The 26,554-nt window shown below is 49.1% G+C and carries 28 protein-coding genes; 1 reads left to right on the plus strand and 27 read right to left on the minus strand.

The features are described 5' to 3' along the window. Nucleotides 1-4: 4 nt before the first annotated feature. The 17 genes from ACT89M_RS22715 to modA form a co-directional block, all read right to left on the minus strand. The gene (locus ACT89M_RS22715) at nucleotides 5-559 is read right to left on the minus strand and encodes a GNAT family N-acetyltransferase (RefSeq protein ID WP_154891007.1); all 555 of its coding nucleotides are present in this window, start codon (nucleotides 557-559) and stop codon (nucleotides 5-7) included. Nucleotides 560-819: 260 nt separating this feature from the next. Further along, nucleotides 820-1,536 carry a glycosyltransferase gene (locus ACT89M_RS22720; RefSeq protein WP_154891008.1) on the minus strand — a complete coding sequence of 239 codons (717 nt, stop codon included), beginning with the start codon at nucleotides 1,534-1,536 and terminating at the stop codon, nucleotides 820-822. Nucleotides 1,537-1,809: 273 nt separating this feature from the next. After that, complete coding sequence (locus ACT89M_RS22725; RefSeq protein ID WP_154891009.1) at nucleotides 1,810-2,526, minus strand: glycosyltransferase; 717 nt, start codon at nucleotides 2,524-2,526, stop codon at nucleotides 1,810-1,812. Continuing rightward, nucleotides 2,523-3,464 (minus strand): NAD-dependent epimerase/dehydratase family protein, encoded by a 942-nt coding sequence (locus tag ACT89M_RS22730; protein ID WP_154891010.1) that lies wholly within the window; start codon nucleotides 3,462-3,464, stop codon nucleotides 2,523-2,525. The genes ACT89M_RS22725 and ACT89M_RS22730 overlap by 4 nt, the downstream gene beginning before the upstream one ends. Next, a complete protein-coding gene (locus ACT89M_RS22735) occupies nucleotides 3,446-4,273 on the minus strand; it encodes a dTDP-4-dehydrorhamnose reductase family protein (RefSeq protein ID WP_308723096.1) in 828 nt (275 codons plus the stop codon). Before ACT89M_RS22735 ends, ACT89M_RS22730 begins: the two co-directional genes overlap by 19 nt. Continuing rightward, on the minus strand, nucleotides 4,270-5,256 hold the full coding sequence (locus ACT89M_RS22740; protein WP_090919276.1) for a polysaccharide biosynthesis protein: 987 nt from the start codon (nucleotides 5,254-5,256) through the stop codon (nucleotides 4,270-4,272). The genes ACT89M_RS22735 and ACT89M_RS22740 overlap by 4 nt, the downstream gene beginning before the upstream one ends. Beyond that, complete coding sequence (gene wecB / locus ACT89M_RS22745; RefSeq protein WP_090919756.1) at nucleotides 5,249-6,340, minus strand: non-hydrolyzing UDP-N-acetylglucosamine 2-epimerase; 1,092 nt, start codon at nucleotides 6,338-6,340, stop codon at nucleotides 5,249-5,251. Before wecB ends, ACT89M_RS22740 begins: the two co-directional genes overlap by 8 nt. Before the next feature lie 88 nt (nucleotides 6,341-6,428). Beyond that, nucleotides 6,429-8,051 (minus strand): glycosyltransferase family 4 protein, encoded by a 1,623-nt coding sequence (locus ACT89M_RS22750; protein ID WP_154891012.1) that lies wholly within the window; start codon nucleotides 8,049-8,051, stop codon nucleotides 6,429-6,431. A 78-nt stretch (nucleotides 8,052-8,129) separates the two neighbouring features. Next, nucleotides 8,130-9,272: a CgeB family protein gene (locus ACT89M_RS22755; protein ID WP_244159292.1), complete on the minus strand. Its 1,143-nt coding sequence runs from the start codon at nucleotides 9,270-9,272 to the stop codon at nucleotides 8,130-8,132. A gap of 64 nt (nucleotides 9,273-9,336) precedes the next feature. Continuing rightward, the gene (locus tag ACT89M_RS22760) at nucleotides 9,337-10,431 is read right to left on the minus strand and encodes a CgeB family protein (RefSeq protein ID WP_154891013.1); all 1,095 of its coding nucleotides are present in this window, start codon (nucleotides 10,429-10,431) and stop codon (nucleotides 9,337-9,339) included. A 344-nt stretch (nucleotides 10,432-10,775) separates the two neighbouring features. Beyond that, nucleotides 10,776-11,114 (minus strand): hypothetical protein, encoded by a 339-nt coding sequence (locus ACT89M_RS22765; protein WP_154891014.1) that lies wholly within the window; start codon nucleotides 11,112-11,114, stop codon nucleotides 10,776-10,778. A 1-nt stretch (nucleotide 11,115) separates the two neighbouring features. Beyond that, on the minus strand, nucleotides 11,116-11,415 hold the full coding sequence (locus tag ACT89M_RS22770; RefSeq protein ID WP_154891015.1) for a hypothetical protein: 300 nt from the start codon (nucleotides 11,413-11,415) through the stop codon (nucleotides 11,116-11,118). Then, nucleotides 11,412-11,753 carry an alpha-helical endospore appendage domain-containing protein gene (locus ACT89M_RS22775; RefSeq protein ID WP_145335438.1) on the minus strand — a complete coding sequence of 114 codons (342 nt, stop codon included), beginning with the start codon at nucleotides 11,751-11,753 and terminating at the stop codon, nucleotides 11,412-11,414. The genes ACT89M_RS22770 and ACT89M_RS22775 overlap by 4 nt, the downstream gene beginning before the upstream one ends. Before the next feature lie 23 nt (nucleotides 11,754-11,776). Beyond that, nucleotides 11,777-12,064, minus strand: a complete 288-nt coding sequence (locus tag ACT89M_RS22780) for a nucleoside-diphosphate sugar epimerase (protein ID WP_090919291.1) — start codon at nucleotides 12,062-12,064, stop codon at nucleotides 11,777-11,779. Between the two features lie 345 nt (nucleotides 12,065-12,409). Beyond that, nucleotides 12,410-12,742 (minus strand): hypothetical protein, encoded by a 333-nt coding sequence (locus tag ACT89M_RS22785; protein WP_090919294.1) that lies wholly within the window; start codon nucleotides 12,740-12,742, stop codon nucleotides 12,410-12,412. A gap of 289 nt (nucleotides 12,743-13,031) precedes the next feature. Further along, nucleotides 13,032-13,721, minus strand: a complete 690-nt coding sequence (modB, locus tag ACT89M_RS22790) for a molybdate ABC transporter permease subunit (protein ID WP_186809759.1) — start codon at nucleotides 13,719-13,721, stop codon at nucleotides 13,032-13,034. After that, nucleotides 13,718-14,599, minus strand: a complete 882-nt coding sequence (modA, locus tag ACT89M_RS22795) for a molybdate ABC transporter substrate-binding protein (protein WP_253491634.1) — start codon at nucleotides 14,597-14,599, stop codon at nucleotides 13,718-13,720. Before modA ends, modB begins: the two co-directional genes overlap by 4 nt. A 304-nt stretch (nucleotides 14,600-14,903) precedes the next feature. Between modA and ACT89M_RS22800 the strand changes: the two genes are divergently transcribed. Continuing rightward, nucleotides 14,904-16,022, plus strand: coding sequence for a substrate-binding domain-containing protein (locus ACT89M_RS22800; RefSeq protein WP_154891017.1), 1,119 nt, complete (start codon nucleotides 14,904-14,906; stop codon nucleotides 16,020-16,022). 656 nt (nucleotides 16,023-16,678) lie between these two features. On the opposite strand, the gene ACT89M_RS22805 is transcribed toward ACT89M_RS22800, so the two are convergent. From ACT89M_RS22805 to cntA, 10 genes are all read right to left on the minus strand, one after another. Continuing rightward, complete coding sequence (locus ACT89M_RS22805) at nucleotides 16,679-17,020, minus strand: DUF3024 domain-containing protein (RefSeq protein ID WP_487344837.1); 342 nt, start codon at nucleotides 17,018-17,020, stop codon at nucleotides 16,679-16,681. A 37-nt stretch (nucleotides 17,021-17,057) separates the two neighbouring features. Then, entirely contained in the window at nucleotides 17,058-17,327 is a 270-nt protein-coding gene (rpsN, locus tag ACT89M_RS22810) for a 30S ribosomal protein S14 (RefSeq protein WP_090919307.1), read from the minus strand. Nucleotides 17,328-17,376: 49 nt separating this feature from the next. Next, on the minus strand, nucleotides 17,377-18,573 hold the full coding sequence (locus tag ACT89M_RS22815) for a GTP-binding protein (RefSeq protein ID WP_308723094.1): 1,197 nt from the start codon (nucleotides 18,571-18,573) through the stop codon (nucleotides 17,377-17,379). Between the two features lie 285 nt (nucleotides 18,574-18,858). After that, nucleotides 18,859-20,091, minus strand: coding sequence for a staphylopine family metallophore export MFS transporter CntE (cntE, locus tag ACT89M_RS22820; RefSeq protein WP_261769388.1), 1,233 nt, complete (start codon nucleotides 20,089-20,091; stop codon nucleotides 18,859-18,861). Nucleotides 20,092-20,142: 51 nt separating this feature from the next. Next, entirely contained in the window at nucleotides 20,143-21,336 is a 1,194-nt protein-coding gene (cntE, locus tag ACT89M_RS22825) for a staphylopine family metallophore export MFS transporter CntE (RefSeq protein ID WP_154891021.1), read from the minus strand. A gap of 50 nt (nucleotides 21,337-21,386) precedes the next feature. Then, nucleotides 21,387-22,139: an ABC transporter ATP-binding protein gene (locus tag ACT89M_RS22830; protein WP_154891022.1), complete on the minus strand. Its 753-nt coding sequence runs from the start codon at nucleotides 22,137-22,139 to the stop codon at nucleotides 21,387-21,389. After that, nucleotides 22,140-22,949, minus strand: a complete 810-nt coding sequence (gene cntD / locus ACT89M_RS22835; protein ID WP_154891023.1) for a staphylopine uptake ABC transporter ATP-binding protein CntD — start codon at nucleotides 22,947-22,949, stop codon at nucleotides 22,140-22,142. Next, nucleotides 22,930-23,826, minus strand: coding sequence for a staphylopine uptake ABC transporter permease subunit CntC (gene cntC, locus ACT89M_RS22840; protein WP_154891024.1), 897 nt, complete (start codon nucleotides 23,824-23,826; stop codon nucleotides 22,930-22,932). Before cntC ends, cntD begins: the two co-directional genes overlap by 20 nt. Continuing rightward, entirely contained in the window at nucleotides 23,826-24,758 is a 933-nt protein-coding gene (gene opp1B / locus ACT89M_RS22845; RefSeq protein ID WP_154891025.1) for a nickel/cobalt ABC transporter permease, read from the minus strand. Before opp1B ends, cntC begins: the two co-directional genes overlap by 1 nt. Before the next feature lie 12 nt (nucleotides 24,759-24,770). Then, on the minus strand, nucleotides 24,771-26,426 hold the full coding sequence (gene cntA, locus ACT89M_RS22850) for a staphylopine-dependent metal ABC transporter substrate-binding lipoprotein (RefSeq protein WP_487344838.1): 1,656 nt from the start codon (nucleotides 26,424-26,426) through the stop codon (nucleotides 24,771-24,773). Nucleotides 26,427-26,554: the final 128 nt, after the last annotated feature.

The following is a 26,554-nucleotide window of genomic DNA, read 5'->3' on the forward strand; positions in this document are numbered from 1 at the left end:
CTAATTAATCGGATGCCAACTTCGAATACATATACAGATCATTAAACGTATCCCTCGAACCTGGTTCTGCTCCACTTCCTGCTCTCTCGTAACCTCTCAACGTTCCTTCCCGCGTGAAATCTAGCTTCTCCAGCAGTTTAATAGAGCTCACGTTACGGGGATCAACTTTTGCCTCAATCCGATTGAGTTTCAAAGAAGAGAAGCCGTGAGTTAATAGAGCAGATACAGCCTCCATTGCATACCCTCTACCCCAGTAAGCTTTGGCCAGATCGTACCCGATCTCGGCTCTAGCTTGTTCATTATCAAGATAGTTATAACCGCAGGAGCCCATGATCACACCCGATTCCTTTTCAATAATGGAGAAGCGGATAGCCTTTTTTTCCTTAGCCAGATCAGCGAGCAACTGAATCATCTCCAGCGCTTGTTTTTCATCCGAGAACGGGGAAATATTCATAAACATGGCGACCTCTGGGTCAGACCATACCTGAAAGAGCTCAGTCGAGTCGGAAGCTTTCATTTGACTTAATTGTAGTCTTGTCGTGTGTAATTCGGTAATCAATACGTTAACCTCCATTATTATTATTTAATAGTCCGGTTATCCAATATTGATATCTGCGCATCATTCAGTCCCTTCTATGTACAAGTCACCGTTCATTATACAGGAATTTCGCTATCTCATCCTTTTCAAAAAAAGAGCGAATACCTGAGTAGCATCTTCCACTGCTGCTCAGGTGTTCGCTCCTCATACTCCGTATTTTAGCTAATCATCCTGCTGATCCATGTTGCTCTGCTAGATAGACCTACAATTGCAATCGTCCATCATTTCCAATACCCGCCAACGTGCAACAAATTAAGCAAGATTGGACGGTGTTTCTCCTGAACACGTTCCATCTCCGCGACCAGTTCCTTGAAATGACGTTTCGTACCCATCGACTCGTGCAGCCGGTAACACATCAGTGGTTCATTAAAGTAAAACAGCTCATACATCGGGAATAATCTCAGCCACATCTCATAATCATGCGTATACCGAAAATCCGTGTCGAACACCCCAAAGCGCTCAAACGCCTCCATCTCCACCATTACCGTACATCCATTAATCGGGCAGCCTTCCATCAGCACCTGCAACATTTCCAGACGGCTTCCCACCTCAGGCTGCACCGTATCCAGCCATTCGCCATGTTCATTGATGTAATGATACGCCCCATGACAGAACGATGCTTGGACATCAAGCATAAACCTCAACTGTTTTTCCACCCGATTCAGCAGCATCACATCATCCGAGCTGAGCCAAACAAAATAGTCTCCTGTTGCATGTTTGATGCCTTCGTTAAGTGCGGTCGCTGTGCCGCCATTCTCTTTGCGAATATAATGAATCTCTTCCATAAACGGCTGTAGCCGCTCCACATGTTTGGTCGACCCATCATCCACCACGATCACCTCAATATGCGGATACGTCTGGTGAAGGGCACTGTGAACGGCCTGCTCGATATACGGACAATTATAAAAAGGAATCACGATCGAAACCTTCGGCTCCATCCGGGCATCCCCTTCCTCCTCAAATCTGTGCAAAGCAAACTCTTGCGTCTCCTCCAGTATATGAAGGTTTCAACCCGCAGTATCGGGCATTCACAGCAGGGTGAACGTACATTTTGCAGCGTATTGCAGAACCGTCACAGCCTTCGGCATCCTCATGCATATAGAGCTCATGATTATGCGTACGTCCCATATCCTAACCTCTCTCTTACCAAAAGGCTGCGCCAAAGAAGCCGCTAATCAGCACGCTACGCGGCTTCATAACGGCCCCTTACGCTACCCGCCGAGTGCAGCAATACGCTGCAACAACGGTTCGCGATACCTCGACCAGACCATGGACGCTTCTCTGCCGATCACGTCCGCATGACGCACCGATCCCATCCCCCCATGCCAACGATACGCCGTTAGCGGCTCATTCAGGTACGGGAAGCGATGACCATTAAGCAGCATTCGCAGCCATAGATCCAGATCATGCGTATAAGGCAACAGTTCATCAAACAGCCCTACGCCGCTGAATAGATCCTTACGAATCATGACCGTGCATCCGTTGACCGGATTACCGCCATTAAAACGGCGTAGACAATCCAGTTCAGACATCGGCTCAGGCCCGCCATGCATTTTGGTCACCGCCGAATGTTCATTGATATAGTGAAAATTCGTATGGGAGACCAGAACATTTTCACGTTGCATGAATTCAAGCTGGTAACGAATTTTATCAGGATAAAAGAAATCATCTGAGCTCAGCCAAGCCACATAATCCCCCGAAGCATGCCGAATGCCGTGATTCAGTGCAGAGGCGGTGCCGCCGTTGCTTTTGCCAAGTACATTAATCCATGGGAGATAGGGCTGGAGCAGCTCCGCATGTCTTGTGGAGCCGTCGTTAACAACGATAATCTCGACCTCTGGATAGGTTTGATCCAGTGCACTCTGAATTGCCATTGGCACATAAGGACAATTGTAGAACGGAATCACAATCGATACACGCGGATTCATCCTGTTGTCCTCCCTTGTTGGGTACGAACATCACTCAAAATATCGCGTAGTGATGCCTCAAATGAGATCTGCGGTTGCCAGCCCAATTTGCGCAGTTCCGACATTTCCTCTTGTTTCCCTGCTCCATCCGGCCCAGATGAAGTACCATCCCAGCGGATCGGTACTTTGGCTTCTGTCATCGATATCAACAGATCAGCGATCTCGCCAAGGCTCCGTTCCACCCCGGACACCACCGGATATACGGTTCCGCTGGTGCCATGCACCAGTAAGGTAGCATACGCGCGAACCGCATCCCGCACATCCAGAAAATCACGTGTATTATCTCGCCCGGATAGACGAAACGCTTCTGTTTTGCCCGTCTGCTCACAAGCAACCACATGGCGGGCAAGCAGAGAGCAGATGCCCGTAGAGGGCCCGGCACCAATCAGATTACCCGGTTCTGCCAGCATGATCTGCTGACCGAACAGGGACTTCCAAGACAGTGATACCATCTCTTCCAGCGCCTTGCTCAAGCTGTATGGATGTGGTGGCTGGGGTATGCGCCCAGGTTCCGGTGTGTACTTGAGTCTGGACCCTACAATTACCGTTCTCGCCTTCGGACAGATGCGTAGAGCATCCAGCAGGTATAGCACCGCCATTACGTTCGTTTCGAGCACTAACAGTGGATCAGCCCAGGAATCCGGTACCGAGTTTTTGCCAGCGAGATGAAGCACATAATCCGGCTCGATCTCCTGAATCAGTTCACGAACTTGTTCCTTATTATTGAGATCACAGACATATACGTCCACGTTTTTACCAAACGAATATACATCCGGCCGCCTTACAACGGCCACAACATCCGCACCGGCACCTTGAAAATAGGTTACAGCATGTCGTCCTGTAAAACCGGAGGCGCCTGTAATTAGTACTTTTTTGCCCGTCAGCTCTGCTCCATCCATAATGCCAGCTCCTTCAGCATAGTTGAATAGTCCGGCAGGTTTGTCTTCACATCCTCACGGGTGGATACCAGCGTGCGATCCTGAACCATGCTATCATCCGGTATAATCTTCACATCCTGTTTGTTCCAGACCTGCTGGAACAACACAAGCAGATCATGTTTGCTGAGTGGTGAAGGATGAGCAAGATGGATCAGGCCACTGACTGGAGAATCCAGATAATGGTCTACCCATTTGGCAAGTTCAAGTGTGGTTACGCCATTCCAGAAGACACGTGTGTACCCGCCAACTTCACCCGTGCTGGACATAAACCACTGCATCAGACCGATACCACCCTGCCGGATTTCAGGTCCAATAATGGACGTCCGTATCGTCAGATGCCCTTCATCCTGCACCTCACCGAGTGCTTTCGTAATCGCATAGGAGGACGTACCGTCCGTCACATCATCCTCCCGATATGCTCCGCGATCACCGCTGAATACACAGTCTGTGCTGATATGGATTAGACGTGCACCAATGGAATCGGCCATCCGCCGCAGACGATGCGGCAGAAAACCGTTGATATGATAGGCACCAATTTTATCTTCATCCGCGAAGCTGTTCAGCACACCAACCGCGTTAATGATGACGTCCGGGTGCACCGCTTCTACAAGCCTGTCGACCATGAAGCTGTCATTCACATCCAGGATCAACCCATTCGGGTCAGTCACGTCCCGCGTGGTGTAGAAGACGCTGTGCACACCTTGACGGCGGAAATAGTCGACCAGAATATGGCCGGCCATTCCGTTTCCCCCAAGAATCAGCAGCTTCATGATAGAAACCCTCCGCGCTTCAGAATTTCACGAATCTCTTCTTTGGTCATAAGTTGGTGCTCGGAACTAAAGCTGCTGTATGGCACCGGTGGGCAGTTGGTGTAATGTTCACGTAATCCTGGGATGCCGAGCGTAGGCAAAATCACCAGATACTGTTCGTCGTAGACAACCGTCGTCATGCTCTCGAATTCACTCATCAGAATTTCATGGATTTTCTCACCTGGACGAACGCCGCGTTCTACAATCGCTACGTTTTCCACACCGGAATCTTCAATGAGAACCTCGGCAAGATCGACAATCTTGCATGTTGGCATCGTCATAACAAAGATTTCGCCGCCAACACTTTCTACCGAGGCTTTGAACAGAAGTTTGATCGCGTCCTTAAGTGTAAGGAAGAACCGGGTCATGCCCATATCCGTAATGGATACCTGGCCTTTTTGGCGAATCTGGTTTTTGAACAGATGCACTACACTGCCGTTGGTGCCGAGCACATTGCCGCCCCGTACCGTGACAAACTTCGTATCACTATGAAGCAGGTTCGCATAAACAATCAATTTCTCACCGATCGCCTTGGTCATTCCATAGAAGTTCGAAGGATTGGCCGCTTTGTCGGTCGAAATATAGATGACTTTTTTCACTTTATTTTCAATCGCCGCTTCAATGACATTCTGTGTGCCGATCACATTTGTTTTGAGTGCTTCATACGGCTGGTCTTCACATACCGGTACATGCTTGAGTGCAGCCAGATGGAAAACATAGTCCACATGCTGGCAGGCCGCCGTCAAGGCATCCTTGTCACGAATATCACCAATGCGGAAATGAAGGCGCGGGTCTTCAAAATCACGACTCATCGCTACCTGACTGGACTCGTTGCGAGAGTACACAATAATTTCTTTTGGCTGCTGGGGCAACAGTTGAGCGACAAGCTCATACCCCCATGATCCCGTACCGCCAGTCACGAGTATACGCTTATTTTCAAACATGCATTTTCCCTCCAAGCAGAAATTTGACCACTTTACTGGACACATCTGTTGCCTTGTAACCTTGCGGACAATCCCAGTCATTTGGCAGTTTGGTCATCACGTTCACACAATCCGCAATGCGCGCGGCATCCAGGCCGGAGACCACATTGCTGCCACAGTCTACCGTTTCCGGACGTTCTGTCGTGCGACGCATCGTTACGGTAGGCACCCCCATGATGCAACATTCCTCCTGAACCGTTCCGCTGTCTGTGAGCGCACAGCGTGCATGTCGCTCCAGCATGACAAAGTCGAAAAATCCAAACGGCTCATGGAATTCCACCAGCGGATGCATCTCCAGCTGCAGATGTTCGGCAATGCGAATCGCTGTTCGCGGATGAATGCTGCATATCACGCGTTGCCCATGTTCCTCCGCGACTTGATTTAGCCCTTTCATAATCTCCAGCAGATGAGGAGGGTGATCGACATTTTCAGCTCGGTGAGCGGTAACGAGAAAATATTGTCCGGGCTTCAGCTTGAGTTTTTTCAAAATTTTGCTGGCATTGACCTGTGGACCGTAATGTTCCATTACCTCGTAAATCGGATTGCCCGTAAGCACAATGCGGCGGCTAGGCACACCTTCACTGACAAGATGTTTCTTACTTTGTTCGGTGTAAGGCATGTTAATGGTCGAGATCGCATCAATCACGCGGCGGTTTTTCTCCTCTGGTACATCCAGATCGAAGCAGCGATTGCCAGCCTCCATATGAATTACCGGAATGCCCATACGTTCAGCAAGTACCGCACACAAAGCGCTGTTGGTGTCTCCAAGCAGGAGCAATTTGTCAGGCTTCTCCTGCTGAATTAAATCTTCCATTTGAGTAAACATGGAGGAGAGCTGTCGCCCCAATGAGGCGGCTTCATCCTGAAGAACGTAATCCGGGGCACGCAGACCCATTTCCTTGAAAAAAAGACCGCTGAGACTTTCTGTGAAGTTCTGTCCCGTGTGCACCAGAATATGTTTGGACGCATACTGGTCCAGCTTGGAAATGATCAGGCTGAGTCGAATAATCTCAGGTCTCGTACCCAGCACCGTCATGATCTTCATCGTCATCCCTGCCTTCTGTCGTGTGTTAGAAACCCCTTTTCTTGTATTAAAGTCCCTCTCTTTTAACGTGTATTATGAACCTTGTCTATTACCGTGACTTGGAACCTTTGCGTGCCGTCCGGCTACGTCGTTTGTTCCTGGAAGAGCGTCTGCGAGTGGACAAATTCGAGGCAGATGTGTGCCGCCTTTTGACTTTACGAGTACGAGCCGAACGGCTCTTCTTCCCGGTTTGAATCGTTCGTTTCAACTCTTTGAGCTTGCGGCGAGAAGCGGGAATCTTTCTTTTACGGCGTTTACCTACAAGAATTTCTGGCTCAGTCCGTTGATCTTCTTCGCGGGGTTTCCCTGCCCCCTCTCCCTGCTGTGTTACGGTTATCGGAGGCAACGAAGAACGAGGAAGAAGCTGTACAATACTCTCTGGAAGCAACAACGTTCGAATAAGGGCCGGATCGGGATTCATCACTGTACGCAGTCCGCCTTCTCCCCACGCCAGCACAGGACCACTCGGTGGCTGGATATATGTGAACCATCCGGGAAAACGCAATAACCACTGTGTGACCATCGTATGCAACTTCACCCGGTAGGTTTCGATTCCGTACAGCTTTTCCGCTTCTGTCCGGTTACGCCATCCGGTATCGGAAGCAAGCTCGGAATCATTCAGCAATGTCGTAGCCAGCGTAACGAGTGCATCACTATCCCCGGGCGGAGCCAGAAATGCACCGCTGCCTACGGATTCCATCAATTCACTGAGGCCACCCTGGGCAAAAGCGATGACTGGTTTGGCAAAATAAAGCCCCTCTAGCGCAGTCATACCGAAGCCTTCTTTTACCATGCTGGGAATGACCACGATATCCATTGCGGAGTAGGCCAACGATACATTTTCCTCAAACGTGGTAAACGTAAAGCGCCTTGCATACCCGGAGCGTTTCACCTGATAAACACATTCGTCGTAATACTTTTTGTCTGACGGTGCGCCTATGATCCAGAAGCGACAGCGTGAATGGGTCTCACACAGCTTCAGTGCCATATCAACAAAGGGCTTTAAACCTTTGGCATCATATATAAAGGAAGAAATATAACCGATACAGGTGTGCGAAGACTTGTATCTAAGCTCCTTACGTTTTCGCTCACGCAGATGAAGCCAGCGGTCCGGTGCAGGCAGAGCAGGCTCCCATGTCGGAGGAATAATCGTCACCCTGTCACTCATACCTGCTTGTTTGAACGGTAACGCTGCCGTCTCGGAAATTCCGATAATCCAGTCTGCATACCGGCCAATCATCTGGATCGCTTCAGGTGTGTGCTCATTCGTTTGAATAATCTCGGTAATTTTCCAGATGACTGGAATCCCGAGCGATTTTGCCGCTACAGCAGGCATGACATTCACGCAGGTATTAGTCAAAACCATATCCGGCTCGTGACTTCGGATCAGCCAGAGCGCATCCTGAAATGCCGGAGTGTGCCGCAGATGTTCCGCATCTTGTGCAATCCCCTGATACGGTGTGTACACACCATGAAGCATCGGCAAATTACATATATGAACCTGAATGCCAAACCTTCGTGCGAGCCCGGTAAGTTTCCCTTCCTGCGGCGCAACAAGCACACATTCAAAGATCGTGCCAATCTCTCTCATAAAATGAAGCAAAAGCTTCTCCGCTCCTGTAATACTGCGGGTATTACACACATGGGAAAACAGCATTAGTTTTGGTTTCATTGCCATGGCCGCACACGGACCCCGTATACAACAGACAAGCTGATACGGGGCACTGTGCACACCTCCTCCTGGCCGAGATTAAGGGAATATAATGCTTAGCAACTCATTGATTCTTCGATCATACGTGTGATCTTTTAATGTCCGTTCAAGCCCACGCAGGGCAATCTCACGCCGCTCTTTCTCATGTGCGAGGTAATAATCGACTTTCTCAAGCATTTCTTGCGGTGAAGAATACGTTTCGATCTCTACCCCTGGTTTATAGAAACGCGCCAGATCGTCGCGTGCATCGGTTAACTGCAATGTTGTGCTGGCGGCAATCTCGAACGTTCTCGGGTTTGGTGAGGCTGGCGGAATTTTGATCTGATTATTGTTGACTGAGTCATCCTCATGGGAGCGATGCAGATTGATAACGATTTTGGTGCCGTTGTACACATCATTTGTTTCTTGAGGACTCATCCAGCGACCCAGCTCAATTTTCTCGCCATAAGCCGTATAGTCAGGCAGTCGATCCCACCAGATGCCGTTAAAGACCGTATTATGTGACATGAGTTGCGGCATAATCGGGTTGAAGAAATATACGCGGTTCCAGTATGCCGAGCCGATAAAGCTGACATCTCTTTTCAGTGGGGAAGGGGTTGTGATTGGGAAGTAGTGGTTCGTAAAAGCGGCAAAAGGCATATAATGCACGGATGCGCAGCCATGCTGGCGATACAGTTCTACACAATTCAGTTCCAGTGTGAATACATGATCATAATGCTTCACGATCTCCAGAGTCATATCCGTATAATACGGATCGTCTGTGAGCCAGATCGCCGTCTGAATACCCGCTTGGCGTATGGCATCGATCTGCTCGATAGGGATATCCATCCCGTCCAGCACAAGCACCAGGTTTGGACGGGTTTCCAGTGCCACTTGAGAGACCGGCTGGCGAGGATCAGACAGCGTCACCTGAGCAACCATCCCCTGTAGCGTAGACATAATGGCTTCATCGAGCGGAGAGTAAGGGAAGCCTTTACCCGAAGAAACATAGAGCACATGAAGTTGCCGGAAAGGTAGCGGCTCCTGAGCACAATTTACAATATAGTTGGCGCGGCCCCGCAGATACCCTTCTTCTTTGCCTGCGTCAAATCCGGCCTGCCTTCCATTTTTACGAGCCTGATCTGCCAGGCTGAGTATAGGTGGTTGATGAACCTTTCTCGTTTTACGGTGTTTGATAGACATACCGCCACTCCTTTTTATTTGGGATAACGTTGCTTCCTGAGGTTGCCCTTCCACTGAAGAGACACTACAGATGTCCTAACAACTCGGTAATGCGGCGGTTAAACGTATGACGATTCATGGTAGTGAGCAGACCTCGCCAAGCGAGAGTCTGGCGTTCTTCTTCATGATGCAAGTAATAGTGGATCTTGCGCTGCAATTCTGCCGCTGAGGAGAACGTTTCAATGTCATACCCTGGCTGATAATAACGGGGCAAATCTCCGCGAGTGTCAGTAATCTGCATCGTGCCACAGGCACCGATCTCATAGGTGCGCGGATTGATCGATCTCCCCTGTAAATGATGGGTGTTTCGATTATCCTCACCATTCTCGCAAGTTCGGTGTACGTTAATCACGATTTTGGCGCCATTGTAATAATCAACCGTTGCCTCCGGGTCAATCCATCCTTCGTGAATGAACTGCCCCAGTACATCCAGCCGTGCCAACCGATTCCACTGACTTCCGGCAATGAACACTTTTTTATCCGCAAGGTAAGGTGCAAGCTGATTAAACAGATCAATCCGGTTCCAAAATCCAGTGCCAATAAAGCAAACATCGTACTGATATTGCGGCTCGGTGCGGCGCGGATGATACATGCCTGGATTTACTGCCAGTGGCATGTAAATGACCCGCCTTGCTCCCTGGTTTGTGTAGAAGGGCACAGCTGCCTCTTCATGAGTAAACACGATGTCGTAATGCTGACAGATGGTCGCGGTATCCTCCGTGAAATAGGGATCATCGACAAACCATACCGCCGTCCTAATCCCCAGTTCACGTATTCCCTTCACCTGCTCCAGGTGATTCTCGGGAAATACGTGCAGACCGTTCATCACAAGAACAACATCAGGCCGGTGTTGGCTGGCTTCTTGCAACATCGCTGCTGGCGATCCAACAACGCATTCTCGAACCGACTGTTGCAGTGCCAGAATGACACCCTGATCAATGGCATCGAATCCCTGCGGGATATACAGTACCTTCATGTCCCGCAGGGTCGGTTCGAACGGTTGCACCCGCTCCATGATGGCCTGACAGCCGCCAAACCTGCGGCCTTCTGCATATCCGCCGCGGTAGGCCGCCTCCGCTTCAGTCAGCGGGCGGTGTCTTCGTTTTGCCACATTCTTCACCCTGTCTTCCTTCAAGGAGATCTCATTCCTGACTCTCCACGAGATTGGTCTTCCCTCTAAAGGATATGCCTCGGGGTCAGATGCATCATGGACGGGTGTCCTGCAAGGCTCAAAATTGGCGTCTGCCCTCCATGTTCGCCTGCACGGGCATGTCCGCTACTGCGGTCATGCAAATAGCCCGGAGGGATCTGTCCCTCCGGGCTGTAGCCTTAACCTGTATATTCTCCATAAGCAATCATCGAGATATGGTTGTCATTCGCTTTTTTCTTTAGCCGAACTATCCGGATCATCTGTATCTTTTATAGCATTGTCGGTATTAGCTATGTCTTGAACAACTCCATCGATTACTGCGCTTTGTATGCCAGTTGATGTCCGTCCTCGAATCCCTTGGCGAAACCCGCGTTGAATCCCTCGTTGTACGCCTCGTTGTATCCCTGACTGTACGCACTGTCCGGGTTTGGATCGGTAGGGGTAACCGGGGCGACAGGTCGAACAAGTTTTTTGTTCCGGTACCTCTGCACCGTACGTTTCTTTTTTTTCAGCCACGCGCTACGTCCTTTGCCAGTGCGCTTGTGAACGACACGTTTAGATTTCAGCGCACGCAACTTGCGGATCTTACGCAAGCGGGCACCACGCGCTAATAAAGCACGTTTGGATTTTAATCTGGACTTCTTTTTTAACATATCAGCATTCCTCCTGTAGGTCCCCGGCGGTACGAACGACACATCCGGGGTCTTTGAGCCAAGGCAGACCCGGCTCCCCATGGCGAATTCGGGCCAGCCTGATCCCCGTGATCATACGAGACATCTCTTCCTGATAACGACTAAGCAGACGTATATTCTCCGCGAGACTGCGGGCGGATACTTCCGAATGAGAAGACACACTGGCTACACTGTCCAGAATGCGGGCGAGCGCCTGCTGGCTATGTGCAATCGATTCGATGAGTGCCAGTTTGGCCTCCTGCTCACGCTGCAACAGACTCATTTTCCCAGATCCCCGAGATCCATGCCGCCAAACATGCCCCCGTCCATTCCGCCGCCATCTTCGCTGTCATTCTGGACCATCACGGCTTTAAGGTTGTTGCACAGTCCCGTTTCCATGCGCGTTAATCCTTCCAGCAATTCCACCAGTTGCTCATGCATTTTAAGGGGTTCACCAACCTGATCGCCATGAGTTAAAAAGCTGTCCCCGTTCAGATGATTCAGCGTCCAATTCCGTACTTTTTCCGCCTCAATGGCTTTGGCTTCCAGAATTAACGCAATGTTCCACTGCATTTTGGCTGCAGCATCCAGCATTAGAATGAGACTTTGTTCTCTGCTCATGTTTCATCACCCGCCTTCCGGGCCTATTCTTCCTCTTGTACCGCGATCTCCCGCATAACCTGGGTCAGCGTCTCAGCCACAGCTTCTTCCAGATCCGCAAGCCCTCCCAGGTAGGAGATAATGCTTTTGTTAATCTGTCCCGAGCTGTCCAGCAAACCTTCAACCCCATCCAGTTCCGGCTCGTTATCCGGCAAATGGTGGATGATCTCCGACATGCGCACAGCAACCTGACGTTTGGCGTCCAATACCCGTGCAATCTGCTGGTGGGAATGCGCGATATGGTTAATAATTTCATCGATTTTGCTCTGCATGGTGCTCCTCCTTTCGGTTAAGGCCTGCTTCACCCATAGAAAAAAACCGGCCTATCAGCATTTGCCTGCTACAGCATATGCCGGGCCGGGAGCGTCAGTTACTCCAGCTTGCGCCTATATCGTTAAATTGCATAATCCCCATATCCTATGAATTACTTGGCTTCGATGTCCTCAAATTACATACTTCTGCCAGGAAAATAACAGCTGAGGAAATGACTAGGGCAAACTTTTATTCATAAGCAAAAAAGCCACTCTCCTGGACTGAACAGGAGAATGGCTTTGTTCTTGAATTGGGTAATTCATCGTTGTACTTCAAAGTAGTATTTCAATGTTGTTTACTTCGTGCTATCTGCGACTTGCCCATTTGATTTTACGTGCCACTTCCACTCGCTGTAGTTGCAAAACACCAACACGTTCTTCAAACTTCTTGCGTTCATCCACAGAATGAGCGGCGTGGATCTGATGACACAGACCTGTTAGTTTGCTGTTGATATAATCGAATCTCATCCATAATTCTTCTTCAGGAGTATGTTGCTGCTCCGGTGCCGTTTGAAATATTTTGAGTTGCTGGATAAGGGACTGGCGCCATTCCTGATCTTGAATTTGGATGGCAAAATGCAAAAGATCCAGATAATCATCGATTTGCAACGATATGTCGCAATCAGGTTTAGTCTTCATCGTCGTCTCTCCTTATTTCAATGCTTGGCTGGAATCAGTTACCTCCTATTTTACAGGAACAAGCCCATGGAAAGCGAGTGCTGAAAGGTAAAATTTCGGGAAAATATTTGTTTTTTTTCGCTCAAAAGGGCTTTACTTTTCCATAATGATGATTTTCATCCCTTTTGAGGACATATGTCATCAGATTCATAATAAAAACCCGCAATCCGAGAATAAATTCTCTTAGCGGGTTTTATATCATTTTGCCTATTACAGCAGATTATTACCAATGATTCGCAAGTTATTTAAACTAAAAGGATGCTTTGCTATCGCGCTGCTGTCTCGTCATAAGTAACATTAGAAAAGAGATGATAACAATCGATATCGTCCAAGCCCAGGCCATCGTCTGATTTCCTGAATCCACAGCGACATAAATGGCCGTTGGCACCGTCTGTGTTTTGCCTGGAATGTTGCCAGCGATCATCAATGTTGCGCCAAACTCCCCCAGTGCACGGGCAAAACCCAAAATAAAAGCTGTCATCAACGCTCTGCCTGCCAGTGGCAACGTAATGTAGCGGAAGACCTGCCATTCATTAGCTCCAATCGATCTGCCTGCATCCTCCAGGTCTCGATCCACCCCGTTAAAACCGGATTTCATCGTCTGATACACCAGTGGGAAGGCCACAACGACAGAAGCAATGACCGCAGCCCACCACGAAAAAATGACAGGGGCCGAAAAGATCGCCTCGATCCAGCGTCCAAGCAGACTTCTGCGACCCAAAATAACCAGTAGCAAGAATCCAACCACCGTTGGAGGAAGCACAAGCGGAAGCATCAGAATCGTTTCCAGAAAAATTTTGCCGCGAAATGTAGTACGTGACATTTTCCAAGCGACAGCTACCCCCACCACAACCGCTATAACGCTGGATAACAGCGCCACCTGAAGGGACAGACGCACCGGGGGCCAGAACACGGACCAATCGATCGCGTTCATATTCATTTCGGAATCGAAAATCCGTATTTCGCAAAGATATCCAGCACTTCAGGTGTTTGCAGATAAGCATAGAACTGTTCAGCTTCCGTGCGATGTTTCGTACCTTCAATGATGCCTAGCGGATAATTGGCAGGTGTGTAACTGTTTTTATCTACTTCAAACGCAATCTTTACCTGCTTGGAAGTCAGCGCATCGGTTTTATACACAAAACCTGCATCCGCATTACCTGTTTCTACATATTGAAGAACCTGTCTTACGTCTTTGCCTTGAACAAGCTTCTTCTCAAGCTGATCCCAAAGCTTCGCATTGGTCAAAGCTTCCTTCGCATAAGTACCTGCAGGTACGCTCTCTGGAATGCCAATGGCTACCGTTTTGATGCCATCATTCGTTAAATCCTTTTCACTGGCTACTGCGCTTGTCCCATCCGCCGGTACAATAGCTACCAATGAATTTTGAAGCAGGTTCTTCTGGTCGCTTGAGGCAATCAGGTTCTCATCAACCAAGGCTTTCATATTTTTCGCAGACGCGGATACAAAAATATCTGCCGGTGCTCCCTGCTCAATCTGCTGCTGTAATGCACCGGACGCTCCGAAGTTAAAGCTCAGGCTGATATTGGGATTGGCTTGTTCAAAATTCGTCTGGATCTCCTTCATTGCATCGGTCAGACTTGCTGCAGCGGATATCGTCAGCTCGACTTTTTCCAGTGGCTCAGTCGCTGCCGGTGTTGTCTTTTCACCGGATGCCGCTGGTGCAGAAGCTGCTGGTTGAGTTGCGGAAGAAGCCGCATCTTGCTTGTTTGTGTCTGTGTTGGCTCCGCAACCAGCCAGTACAAGCGCCAGCCCCAGTGACATAGTTCCAAGTACATATGTAATTCGTTTGTTCATTTGTTCTCCCCCATATTTATGTTTAATATCATGTTTAGTTATAACTAGATATAATTGATTATAACTAATTATACACAGAACATGCGAAATAGGAAGGTGACATTAATCACATTCTACATCCGAGACAATATGTCAGCTTTTTATTGTGCGTTCTAAGGTTTATGCGTGTCTTCAAATAATGGTATAGTACAAGAAACGCCATTGTATCGATGGGAATAAGAATTAGTATATGAGTGGACTACACATATAGGGTTTTAATATAAAATTTTAACGCCTTTATAATATAGAGGGAGGTTCTTCACTAATGACGGAGGAGCAATCCTACACAACCGAAGAAATAGCCAAGCTGCTTAAAATATCCAAACTAACTGTCTATGATTTGATCAAAAAGGGAGACCTTGTCGCCTACCGAGTGGGCAAACAGATGCGCATCGATGCTGCCGATCTGGATGCTTACAAACGCCGTTCCAAGCAACTCCAGTCCCCGGCACAGGCGAGGCCAAATGTCTTGCCTGGGACGACAACAACCGAGCAACTATCGACCGAGGCTGTCCAGAAGCATAGCCCAGTTGCTGGCTTATCCACAGTCACGGATCAAAGCGAGTCTCAGCATGCGATGACATCTAATCATAGGATAGCGTCCCCTTCTCCAATGATTGCTGCACCTTCATTCGCTAGTTCTTCGGCTAGCTACAGTCAGAACATCGCGGGTGCGGCGCGACATCTCGTTATAACGGGTCAGGATGTCAGTCTGGATATTCTGATGCGTCATATGGAGAAGCAATCCCGAGACATTCGTCCTCTTCGCTCCTTCATGGGTAGTCTGGATGGGCTAATCTCGATGTATCGGGGGGAGTCCGACCTGGTCAGCACTCATCTGCTGGACGGAGACACGGGGGAGTATAATCTTCCCTATATCCGCAAAATTTTAACAGGCTGGTCCTATGTCGTTGTCAATCTGCTGTCTCGCCCTGCCGGTCTATATGTTCCACGCGGTAATCCCCGTCAATTGAACGACTGGACCGATCTAAACCAATCCAACCTGCGCCTCGCGAATCGGGAAAAAGGTTCTGGCGCCAGAGTGCTGCTGGACGAGCAGTTACGGCTACACGGGATTTCTGCTGCCGGACTACTCGGATATGATGTGGAGGAAACAAGTCATATGGGCGTCGCAGCCAAAGTCAGCTCCGGCGAAGCCGATGTAGGTGTCGGCATAGAGAAGGCCGCTCGCCTTGTCGGGCAAGTCGATTTCATTCCTCTCGTGCAGGAGCGCTACGACTTGGTCATGCTGAGAAAACAGGGGAACGAGGCCTGGATTGAATCCGTTCTGCACATCCTCCGATCTCCAGAGTTCAGACAAGAACTGCGAGCATTTGAAGGATATGACGTATCGCGTACGGGCGAAGTGTTATTCGAGGCATAGCTGTGGGAGAGGTGCGTAGCTTGGAGTGTGTACGAATGAAGGAGGAGTTGTGAACGGGGATAGAGGGGGAAGGATGGCAGTGTGTAGATAGTAGCATGGTTGTACGGTCTACGGTGGCAGGAAACCCGTGTACTCTAGTACGTTCAATGTCTTCTCTTCAACAAATGACTGCTACTCCACCTGCACTTCCTAACGCTAACGATCACCAGAGAGCTTATTCGGCTGAAAATTACCGATTTCCCCACCAAAATCGCTAATTCTAGCAAAATAACGCTTCTACGGATCGTTAGAATTTCAAACCCGCTTTTTTGAGATGAATAGCGTTTCTGGGGATCGTTAGAATTTTGGACTAGAAAATTTCAGGTGCACGAGTCGGGCCTACTGCAGCAGTTTCATTCACATACTCCACTTGTTCGCACCATCAGCTGTTCCACCTACTCTCTCACTTCTCTTCTTTCTACCAGCCTGTTCCAGTGTCTAACATTATGGTGTTACATCTCCGTATGTGCAGTCTTCCACGATAAAACAAAAAAAGGACCCCAATCGTTGTTCACGATTTCGATCCCCGTATAGCCAATGCGAGCTTCTCCAGTTATTTTAGTTAGTTCAGTTATTTCAGTTATTTCAGTTCTATTACCAAGCGCATCATTATTTGTTTAATCACGTTCGCGCCAAAACATCCCGGATTCATCACGTTCCACTTGCTCCAACGCATCCTCGAAATTGAAACATGGCACAACAATGTCCGCCGGACTCCAGCTGTGCTGATCATCGCTAGCGTACACCTTCCACCGGTTTCCCTCCCAGTAAAAGCGAGCGATCGGCATTCGCTCCCACTGATGTCGTTGTCCAGCAGGACGTTCTTCATTGAGAATCAACTCATTATCCTTCATTTCATAGGTTAACTTCACCATCGTCCGTAGCTCTGCCGGTACTTTCTCATGGACATAACCGTTCATCAAGGATACAATACGCCGCTGCGTAAACATATCCAACATGGGAGAGACCTCCTTATCGAGTACTCCGCTTATCATCTTACCAGCTGGACTTGGTAACACCCGGAATCTGACCTTGATGAGCCAGTTCACGGAATTTGATCCGGGAAACTTTGAATTTGCGCAGATATCCACGCGGACGACCAGTGATCTCGCAACGACTTTTTAATCGCGTTGGTGATGCGTTACGGGGCAACTTTTGCAGCGCCTCATAATCACCTTTTTCCTTCAGTTCCCGGCGTAGATCCGCATACTTCGCTACGATTGCCTGACGTTGTTTCTCACGCACGACCTTTGATTTTTTAGCCATCTTTCTACAGCTCCTTATCCTCTTAAGTTTTGTATAGTATTTGATTAATTCACACAGCCTCGACAGGCCACGGTAACGGATTTTCAAAATGTCCCCAATCCGCCAGCATCTCTTCATCGCTGAGCAGACATTGATCCAGTTCATCTTCAATGATGGAACGCTCCATATCAATGCCGATCATGACCAGTTCCGTTTGGCGATCGCCCCACTCGGCATCCCATTTTGCAACCACATCCGGCTCTGTCCGCAAAATCTCTTGCTTGTCCGCTTCCGACAGTGCGGCAACCCAATGTCCGGCAGGCCCAAACTGAATGGATGGCCCCGCCTGACTCAGACTGGCAGCCACATCTCCTTCAGCGGCAAGCCATACCAGCCCTTTGGCACGTACAACCTCTTCCGGCCAGTAGCTCATGAAATCAGCCAGACGGGAAGGATGGAACGGCTTCCTGCGGCGGTACACAAATGATCCGATACCGTATTCTTCGGTCTCAGGCGTGTGGGACTCTTTTTCCAACTCCTGAATCCACCCGGCCGACATGCTCACTTTCTCAAAATCAAACCGTCCCGTATTCAGAATCTCTACCGGATTCACCTGTCCGTTCACCGTACGAATGATTTTGGCACTCGGCTGCAACTTGCGGATAATACCCTCCAGTTTGTGAAGTTCCGTTTCTTCCACGAGATCACACTTGTTCAGCAGCAACACATCACAGGTTTCGATCTGATCGATGAGCAAATCCACTACATCACGGGTATCGTCTTCCCCGGTTGCCTGATTCCGATCCAGCAAGCTTTGTCCCGAAGCATAGTCATGCCAGAAACGGTTAGCATCAACGACAGTAACCAGACAATCCAGCTTCGCCAATCGTGTCAGATCAATACCTGTCTCTTCATCGGCATATGTAAATGTCTGTGCCACCGGAACAGGTTCACTAATGCCCGTCGACTCGATCAGGATGTAGTCATACTTGCCTTCGTTTACGAGCTTCTCGATCTCCTGCATTAGATCATCACGGAGAGTGCAGCAAATGCAGCCGTTAGACATTTCCACCAGTTTCTCTTCGGTACGAGAGAGTGTAGCCTCCCCTTTCACCATCGCCGCATCAATGTTGACCTCACTCATGTCGTTCACGATCACAGCGACTTTCAGCCCTTGCCGATTGTGCAACACATGATTCAGAACCGTCGTTTTGCCTGACCCAAGGTAACCGCTGAGAACGGTCACCGGTATTTGCTTTTGTGTCATATAGATCTACTCCTTATAGGTACAGTTCACCTTGATCGATGGATTTCCAAATTTAATAGTAATAATTACGATTAACAACAATGACTATAATCCTGCTTGGCTTCGTTGTCAAATCTTTTTTCGTATCTCGTGCAAAAAAACAATGAAAAAAGCTTATGAATCCCCTGCACATTCGCATCCATGATGCGCTTCGCAGAAGAACCATAAGCTTTAACTGTACCGTCTCATTTATAGCTCTACACCTAAATCTACATCGTACCTCTGCCTTTCCTTCAGCCTTCCAACTCAATTCACTGATGTAGAAATAACCTTATTCCCGGCTTCCATCCGCTGTCTGAAAAGCACCACGACAATCAATGCGGCAACAGAGAGCATCGTACAAACGGTAAACATCACGGAATAAGAGCTAATCTGTACCACAACGCCCATCGCCAGCCCGCCCAGTGAAAAACCGAGATCATACGAGGACATAAATATGCCCATAAGCACATACCTCGAATCCGCAGGCAATACAAAGGACAAATACGTGGTCAGCGTTGGATACAATAAAGCTAGGGCAAAACCGCTAAACACCGCAGAGATATACACAAATGGCCCCAGCATATCCATCAGGCTAAGCAGCTGTGTCCCCAGTGCCGCAGATAACATCAGACCTGCCATAAGCCACGTATTCCAGCTGCCGTCTGACGGTATTTTTTTGCGCAAAATGAATCGGCACAGGAGCACCACGAGACCCTGAATCGTCAAAAAGATACCCGCGCTCGCCATACCAGTCGATACCATATATAGCGGAAGAAAGGTCGCTGTCGCACCAAATACACAGGATGCAAACAGCATCACCACACTGCTGACGAGCAGGGGTGTACTGCGCCAGATGCCACTGAACGAGCGAAGCATATCCCCCAGCGTATACGTTTTGTTCTGCACCGTACTCTGTGGTAAATCCACCTTGTATCCGAGCAACAAGGGGAGTGCCGCCAGTCCAATCATCAACAGCGTGAACGCCAGCTCACTGGCGTTTTGCCAGATTTGCACGGCCAGAATCGGGATGACTAGCGAAGGCACCATCGTAAACAGGGTGTACATCGCCAGGCCTTGCGCACGATCCTTATCCTCCAGTCTTTCTACAATGCCTGCCTGCATCGTCATTGAGAAAAATGCGGTCGCCACGCCCTGCAATGCCCGTAGCCACAGGTACGTTTCCACCCCGGACACGATAAACAGTAGCAACGTCCCGGCATGTAACATCAACAGCCATCGCATAACCCGGAGCGGTCCATATTTGCCCAGCATCTGTGCAGCAAATGGTCGCAATAGCATACAGGTGAACATGTAACTGCCCATCATCAGACCAATTTCAGCCTGATTTAACCCGGCGGCTTCACTACGCAAAGGCAAAATAATCGTTAACGCCGCATTCGCCGCAAAAAATAAAAAAGCCAGTATGTAAAACCCGATAAAGGAAAACGATACCGGGTTTAATTTTCCACTGGATGTTTTCGTTCTAGAATCTTTCAATAGATCATACCTGCTTTCTCTAACACGTACCCACATTCTCTGGCCGTCAGCTCATGAGGTTCTGGTAGTCGCTTTACGCCGTTCATAGGCAAAAACGATCATTACCGCTCCTAGAATAGCACAGATCGTGTACATAAATGAATAGGACGACAGATCAGCAATCGGTCCCATGACCACACCCCCGAGCGAAATGCCCAAATCAGCCGTCGCAATAAACAAACCCATGAGTACATTGCGGTTCAGCTGAGGCAAAACAAAGGACAGATACGTCGTGAGTGTTGGATACAAAATGGCTTGAGCGATTCCCATCAGAACAGCACCCAAATAAAAGAAGGGCATGCCTCCCGTAACCGAAAAACTCACACACTGCGCCGCAACTGCCAGCAACAGCATCGTGGTCATCATAAACGGTGAATGCCACTTCCCGTCCGAAGGAATGCGTTTGCGGAGTGCGATTCGAGCCAGCACCACTGTACCCGCCTGCAACATCAAGTATACGCCAGCATTGCCGCCAGGAACCTGACTTGCATACAGCGGAATAAATGTAGTGACCGCGCCAAATACCACCGATGCACTCAGCATCAGCACACAGCAACGGAACAACAATGGATTTCTCACCAGCTGTCCGAAGGACTCCCACATACTCACGTTCTGCCCGGATACATCTGCAGCCGTCTGTGTCCTCTCCTTATTTTGTTCCATCTTGGCGGTATATCCAAATACCCCCGTACAAACTGCAATCCCGATCAGCACCACTGTAAAATAATCCATGCCTCCGGTCTGCCAAACGGCTAAAGCCAGCACCGGGCCAACAATGCCCGGAATGTAGCTGAACAGCGAATAATAAGAAATGCCCTGAGAACGGTCTTTCTCCGGTAGTGCATCAATGATGCCCATCTGTAGCGCCATGGAAAAAAAGGCTGTCGATACCCCTTGCAAAATACGGGCAAGCAGATAACCGCCAAGCCCTGTAAACGTGTAGAGGATCAGTGCAAATCCATTGATTATCAGAATGATCCGCAGGATTTTGATCGGCCCGTGCTTTTGAATCATTTTACCTGCCCACGGTCTGAAAAACATCGTGGTAAACATATACGCACCCATAATCAGCCCGATCGTCGTACTGCTCGCACCCAGGAATGCCCCCTGCAACGGAATAATCACATTCAGAATGGCATTGGCACTGAAATAGAGCAGCACCAAAATGTACAAACGCAAAAAAGGCCATGACATTGCCCCACTCACAACGGATATTCCCTCCTTTCAATCACAACCTTCTCCCCCACTTCTCCACGCTATAGTGAAATGAGATGGCTTAACAATTGTTGAGCATAGTCAGACTTTACATGTTTTAACTGATCAACCGAAACCGTTTCTTCAATCTGGCCTTCTCTGAAAAAAACAAACCTGTCGCAGATATAGGCTGCCGCCTGAATGTCGTGCGTAATGAAGACATAACTCATCTTGTACAGGCTTTTCAATGATTTCAGCAACTGCAAAACCTGAATCTGGACCGACACATCCAGCGAGCTGACGGCTTCGTCCAGTACAAGGTACTGCGGCTCTGTCGACACTGCTCTCGCGATGCAGACTCGTTGTGCTTCCCCGCCGGACAGCTCATGTGGATACTTGGGTCGGTACGATGAGTCCAGTCCAACTTGGGCAAGCAATATATCTACTTTTGCATGAATCTGTTGTCCTTGTGCTGACTTTTGGAGTGCCTTCATCGGCTCCATAATTGCATCCTGCACCGTAAGGAACGGGTTGATGGATGAGGTATAGTTTTGAAAAACTGCGCTGATGCGGCCCATCCGCACGCGCCGGTCTTTCACATCTTTTCCCTCCAGCCGGATGGCCCCGCGATCCGGGCTTTCCAGTCCCAGCATCAACCGACCCAGTGTAGATTTGCCGCTGCCACTCTCGCCAATAATGCCGAGGCATTCACCATGCCGGCATTCCAAGGTCACCTTTTTCAACACCTGCTGTCGATGCTTCGAGAATAATCCGCCTTGTGCATATGATTTTTCAACCTGCTCTACCGTTAGCATCTATGATCCCTCCTGCATCAATGCTTTGAAATGATTGCTCAGTTCCAGCCGGGTAGATACGAGATAACGGGTATAGGCATGGGTAGGCTCCTGCAAAACAGACTGCATGTTACCCTGCTCAACAATTTTCCCGTCTTTCATAACCATCACATCATCTGCAATCTTCCGCACAACGCCGAGATCATGGGAGATAAAAATCATGGAGCATCCCATACGTTCTCGCAGCTGAATCAGTTGCTCCAGCACTTCGTACTGGGAGATCGTATCCAGCGCCGTGGTTGGCTCATCCGCAATAATTAGATCCGGTTCGAGCACAAGTGCGAGTGCAATCATAATTCGTTGCAACATGCCGCCAGACAGCTGATGTGGATATTTGTTCAGAATGTCCATCGGATTTCGGAGCATGACACTTTCCATTGCGAGCCGCATTCTCCGCTCTAGCTCACGGGTATTCCAATGGTAATGCGTCTGCAACGTCTCCCGGATATGTACACCGATCATACAGGAAGGATCAAATGCACTCATGCCCTGCTGCAAAATCATACACAGCTGCTTGCCTCGTCGACGCCGCATCTCCTTTTCGGAGAGCTGATTCAGATCTGTGCCCTGAAACAGCATCTTTCCCGATTGGCGCATATTGGGCTTATTCAGCCGCATCAGCGCTCTGCATGTGACGGATTTGCCGCTGCCGCTCTCCCCAACAATCGCCATGCAACTTCCCTGCCGCACCGAAAATGAACTGTCATGAATAATGGCCTGATCTGTACGCGTATCCCACACTTTCAGATGCTCAACCTCGACTATATTCATAGGTTGCCTTTCTCACCTCTCTTTCACGAGATTTATCCGGCTTGCCTGGAGAGGTCATCAATTTCGGGTCTAGTGCCACCTGAAGTGCATCCGATAAAAAGTTAAAAGCCGATACCACAACAACGATCGCAAGCCCCGGTGCAAGCATCAATTCAGGTCTGGAAAACATGACTTCTCTCGCCTCATTCAGCATCATGCCCCACTCTGCATGGGGTGCCTGAATGCCCAGACCAAGGAAAGATAGCCCCGATACCTGAAGCATCATGGAACACATTGCACCACTGGAGATTACCGCGATATCGGCAAAGGTTACCGGAATGATGTGACGTGTAATAATCGTGCAACTGGGTATGCCGGAAGCTTTGGCGAATTTCACATAATCCATGTCCGAAAACTGCATAACGGAAGTACGAATGACACGCGCAAACCAGGCCCATTTCATGCAGACAAAGGCGATCAGAATATTTTCCAGTCCCGCCCCCAAAATGCCAACCACCGCCAGCGTCATCACATACCCGGGAAAAGACAGCATAATGTCACAGATCCGCATCAACCACGCATCCACTTTACCTTTGAAATACCCTGCGGCAAATCCCGCCGCCGCACCGATCAGTACCGAGAAACCGAGTGCCGCCAGCACCCATAACACACTCGGACGGATACCGTAGATCAGTCTGGATAAGACGCATCGGCCAAGGTGGTCATTGCCTAACAGATAAGGCCAGGAAGGTGAGGCATAGCGTAGTTTCATGTTGACAGCTCCAGGGTCATGAGGTGCAACGAGAGGTGCACAGATTCCCAGAACAAGGGTCACGACAATAACGGCAAGAGAGGTCACGGCGAGTTTGTCACGGCTCAGATTTTTGAATAGTCGCATCAGATTTCCTTTCTTAAACGAGGATTAAGCGCGGCATTGATCAGGTCCGAAAGCATGTTAAATACCACAAACGTTACCGCCAAAATAAGCACATAGGCCTGAATGATCGGAAAATCCCGGCTCAGAATCGACTTTACACTTAGCCGGCCAAGCCCCGGCCACGCAAATACATTTTCAATAACAACGGTACTGCCCAGTACAATCGGAATCGCCATGCAGAAGATGGACACCGCGACTTGCAGGGAGTTACGCAGGATGTGCAGCATGACCTTCCGCTCGCTAAGGCCGCTCGCGCGCGCATATAACACATAATCCTCATTCATGTTGCTCAGCATCGCACTGCGTACCGCCCGAAAATAAATGCCCGTATAACTGACCGTGATCACCAGCACAGGCAGAATGTAACTACGATAAGAATCCATGCCGCTGGTCGGCAGCAGGTCTAGTTTCACCGAAAAGTACCAGATCAGGATGGCCGCAAGCCAATAAGACGGCATCGCTGTCAGGAAAAAGGAGACGCCTCTGACCGATTGATCAAGCAACTTCCCTTCTTTCAAAGCACATAGTACGCCAAGTAATATGGATAACAGGATGATGAACACGGATGACACCAGCGTAAGCTTTAACGTGTTCAGTAAAGCCGGCCCGATTAAAGACCACACCGACTCACTGGACACGTAAGAATATCCGAAGTCAAACTGTACAACGGCCGCCATCCAGTCCATATAACGAACGAAGAAAGGCTGGTTAAAACCCAGCGCTTCATTCGTTTGAGCGATCAGTTCATCGGTGATCTGCGGTACATCCTGAGCCTGTAGGACAACGACTGCCGGGTCGAGTGGAGAGAGATTGATCAACAGAAAAGTAATCAACGAAATGACGACCAGCAAAGGGATGGTCAGCAGCAGTCGTTTGGCAATATAACTTCCCATATCCCTCCCCCTCTACTCGAATTTCATCTTTTCAAACGGCAATTCATACTGTGTCTGTTTAAAGGTAATGCCTTGCAGACGTTTCGGAGCAACAATGGTGACACGCCCGTTCGTAAGCGGGATGAACACCGCTTCATCATGTACTATGTTTAAAATATCCGCATAAAGTGCTTTTCTCGATTCTCCATGTTGAAATGCGGTTGTTGAGTCATCGTCGGTCGAGCTCATCACCTGATCGATTTTCCGATACAGTTCATGCGCTTCGGCAATGCCACTTGTTGTATGTTTGTACGCCGAATCCGATGTAAACGCGGTGATGGTGCTCTGCGGGTCATACGCTAGTCCCCAGGTCTGGTTGAACAACAGGTCATATTCCCCGGTCGCTCTTCGGTTCGCAATGGAAGAGGACTCCTCACCTGTCAGATCAAGCTCCATACCGATCTCTTTCATCGCATATTGGATGAACTCCGCCTGCATTTTCTGTGAGGATGAATTGCTGTCGTAATACAGCTTCATCGCTAAAGGTTTGCCGTTCTTTGTACGCACCGTCTTGCCCTCTGCCAAAGTCCAGCCTGCCTGATCCAGCAGACGTTTAGCTGCTTCCGGATCATACGTTCGAACCTTTAGATCGACATTGGCGTAGTTCACATTCGATGAAAACAACGTACTTGCTACCGTCTGCGTGCCATTAAAAATATCCTTGCTGATCGTCTCCCGATCGATACCGATCCATAACGCTTCCCGCACCGCTTTTTCATGAACCGGGCTGTTCTGCTTGCTGCTATTCGCCACAATCATCGCCGTGTTCATCGCATCACTTCGCACCATCTGATACTCACCGGATGTAGCGAGTTGATCCATCGCTTCTACATCAATGCTGTCTGCCCCGCGGTCATCCGTGAAGACAAAGTTGATCTCCCCTTTTTGCAGTGCCAAATAGGTTGTTTCTCCAGCGGGGAGCACTTTGGCCGTAATTTTCTGAATGGCAGGTATACCACCCCAGTATTCCGTATTGGCTTCAAAGGTGGCGTTTTCTTCGACCTTGTGCCCCGTCAACTTGTACGGCCCAGTCCCATGGAAACCGTTCACCCCGTCCTTGGTTCCACCCTTTTTGAAATCCTTTGGTGAGATGAAGACATACGGCCTGGTCATGGACAACTCTACGAGCGTCGGATAATAGGCATCGGAAAGATCCAACTCCACGGTGTATTCATCCTTCACTTTGACATCCTTCAGCTTCGTGGAGAGCTTGATCCAGGCATGTTTCTCGGCATTGGCCTGAACCGCTTCGATATTCTGTCTGACCGCTTCGGCGTTAAATGGCTCGCCGTCATGGAACTTCACCCCTTTGCGCAGATGAAAGGTGTACGTTTTGCCATCCTTGGAGATGTCCCATGATTCAGCGAGCAATGGTTTGATTCCCTCAGCCGTGTTCTCGACCAGAGATTCGTACACCATGCCTTGCGCAGGCATCGAGCCTGTGTACAGATGCGGGTTCATATCGTTAATATCTTTCGCGGAAGCATAGATAATTTCATTATTGATCCTACCGACTGATGATGCGGCTTCGGTATTTTCCTTTGTGGCACGCTGAGCACAGCCCGATATCATCGCAATGACAGCAACCAGTGTTATAATGCGTGTAAAAGTACGCCTTTTTCTCACCATAGTTCCCCCTGATAAACAAATAAGATTCAAGCAGATCATTGCTTGTTACTCCATGCCACTTCGATTGCAGTACCATCTCGCAATACGGCTTTCTTTCAGAAAACTTTGAACTCTGCTTCTTCAGATAT

The organism is Paenibacillus sp. NN59 (assembly GCF_057597225.1).

Bases quoted from the DNA above. Each gene is read 5' to 3' on its own strand.
- opp1B (WP_154891025.1), bottom strand. From the start codon at position 24,758: ATGGGAAGTTATATTGCCAAACGACTGCTGCTGACCATCCCTTTGCTG.
- ACT89M_RS22735 (WP_308723096.1), bottom strand. From the start codon at position 4,273: ATGAAGCTGCTGATTCTTGGGGGAAACGGAATGGCCGGCCATATTCTG.
- ACT89M_RS22730 (WP_154891010.1), bottom strand. From the start codon at position 3,464: ATGGATGGAGCAGAGCTGACGGGCAAAAAAGTACTAATTACAGGCGCC.
- ACT89M_RS22725 (WP_154891009.1), bottom strand. From the start codon at position 2,526: ATGAATCCGCGTGTATCGATTGTGATTCCGTTCTACAATTGTCCTTAT.
- ACT89M_RS22815 (WP_308723094.1), bottom strand. From the start codon at position 18,573: ATGACACAAAAGCAAATACCGGTGACCGTTCTCAGCGGTTACCTTGGG.
- ACT89M_RS22740 (WP_090919276.1), bottom strand. From the start codon at position 5,256: ATGTTTGAAAATAAGCGTATACTCGTGACTGGCGGTACGGGATCATGG.
- ACT89M_RS22830 (WP_154891022.1), bottom strand. From the start codon at position 22,139: ATGCTAACGGTAGAGCAGGTTGAAAAATCATATGCACAAGGCGGATTA.
- ACT89M_RS22805 (WP_487344837.1), bottom strand. From the start codon at position 17,020: ATGTTGGATATGTTTACGCAGCGGCGTATTGTATCCTTGATGAACGGT.
- cntA (WP_487344838.1), bottom strand. From the start codon at position 26,426: ATGGTGAGAAAAAGGCGTACTTTTACACGCATTATAACACTGGTTGCT.
- cntD (WP_154891023.1), bottom strand. From the start codon at position 22,949: ATGAATATAGTCGAGGTTGAGCATCTGAAAGTGTGGGATACGCGTACA.
- modA (WP_253491634.1), bottom strand. From the start codon at position 14,599: ATGAACAAACGAATTACATATGTACTTGGAACTATGTCACTGGGGCTG.
- ACT89M_RS22755 (WP_244159292.1), bottom strand. From the start codon at position 9,272: ATGTCTATCAAACACCGTAAAACGAGAAAGGTTCATCAACCACCTATA.
- ACT89M_RS22720 (WP_154891008.1), bottom strand. From the start codon at position 1,536: ATGGAGCCGAAGGTTTCGATCGTGATTCCTTTTTATAATTGTCCGTAT.
- ACT89M_RS22750 (WP_154891012.1), bottom strand. From the start codon at position 8,051: ATGAAACCAAAACTAATGCTGTTTTCCCATGTGTGTAATACCCGCAGT.
- ACT89M_RS22770 (WP_154891015.1), bottom strand. From the start codon at position 11,415: ATGAGTCTGTTGCAGCGTGAGCAGGAGGCCAAACTGGCACTCATCGAA.
- rpsN (WP_090919307.1), bottom strand. From the start codon at position 17,327: ATGGCTAAAAAATCAAAGGTCGTGCGTGAGAAACAACGTCAGGCAATC.
- ACT89M_RS22775 (WP_145335438.1), bottom strand. From the start codon at position 11,753: ATGAGCAGAGAACAAAGTCTCATTCTAATGCTGGATGCTGCAGCCAAA.
- wecB (WP_090919756.1), bottom strand. From the start codon at position 6,340: ATGAAGATCATGACGGTGCTGGGTACGAGACCTGAGATTATTCGACTC.
- modB (WP_186809759.1), bottom strand. From the start codon at position 13,721: ATGAATATGAACGCGATCGATTGGTCCGTGTTCTGGCCCCCGGTGCGT.
- ACT89M_RS22800 (WP_154891017.1), top strand. From the start codon at position 14,904: ATGACGGAGGAGCAATCCTACACAACCGAAGAAATAGCCAAGCTGCTT.
- ACT89M_RS22785 (WP_090919294.1), bottom strand. From the start codon at position 12,742: ATGAAGACTAAACCTGATTGCGACATATCGTTGCAAATCGATGATTAT.
- ACT89M_RS22765 (WP_154891014.1), bottom strand. From the start codon at position 11,114: ATGTTAAAAAAGAAGTCCAGATTAAAATCCAAACGTGCTTTATTAGCG.
- cntC (WP_154891024.1), bottom strand. From the start codon at position 23,826: ATGCGACTATTCAAAAATCTGAGCCGTGACAAACTCGCCGTGACCTCT.
- ACT89M_RS22780 (WP_090919291.1), bottom strand. From the start codon at position 12,064: ATGCAGAGCAAAATCGATGAAATTATTAACCATATCGCGCATTCCCAC.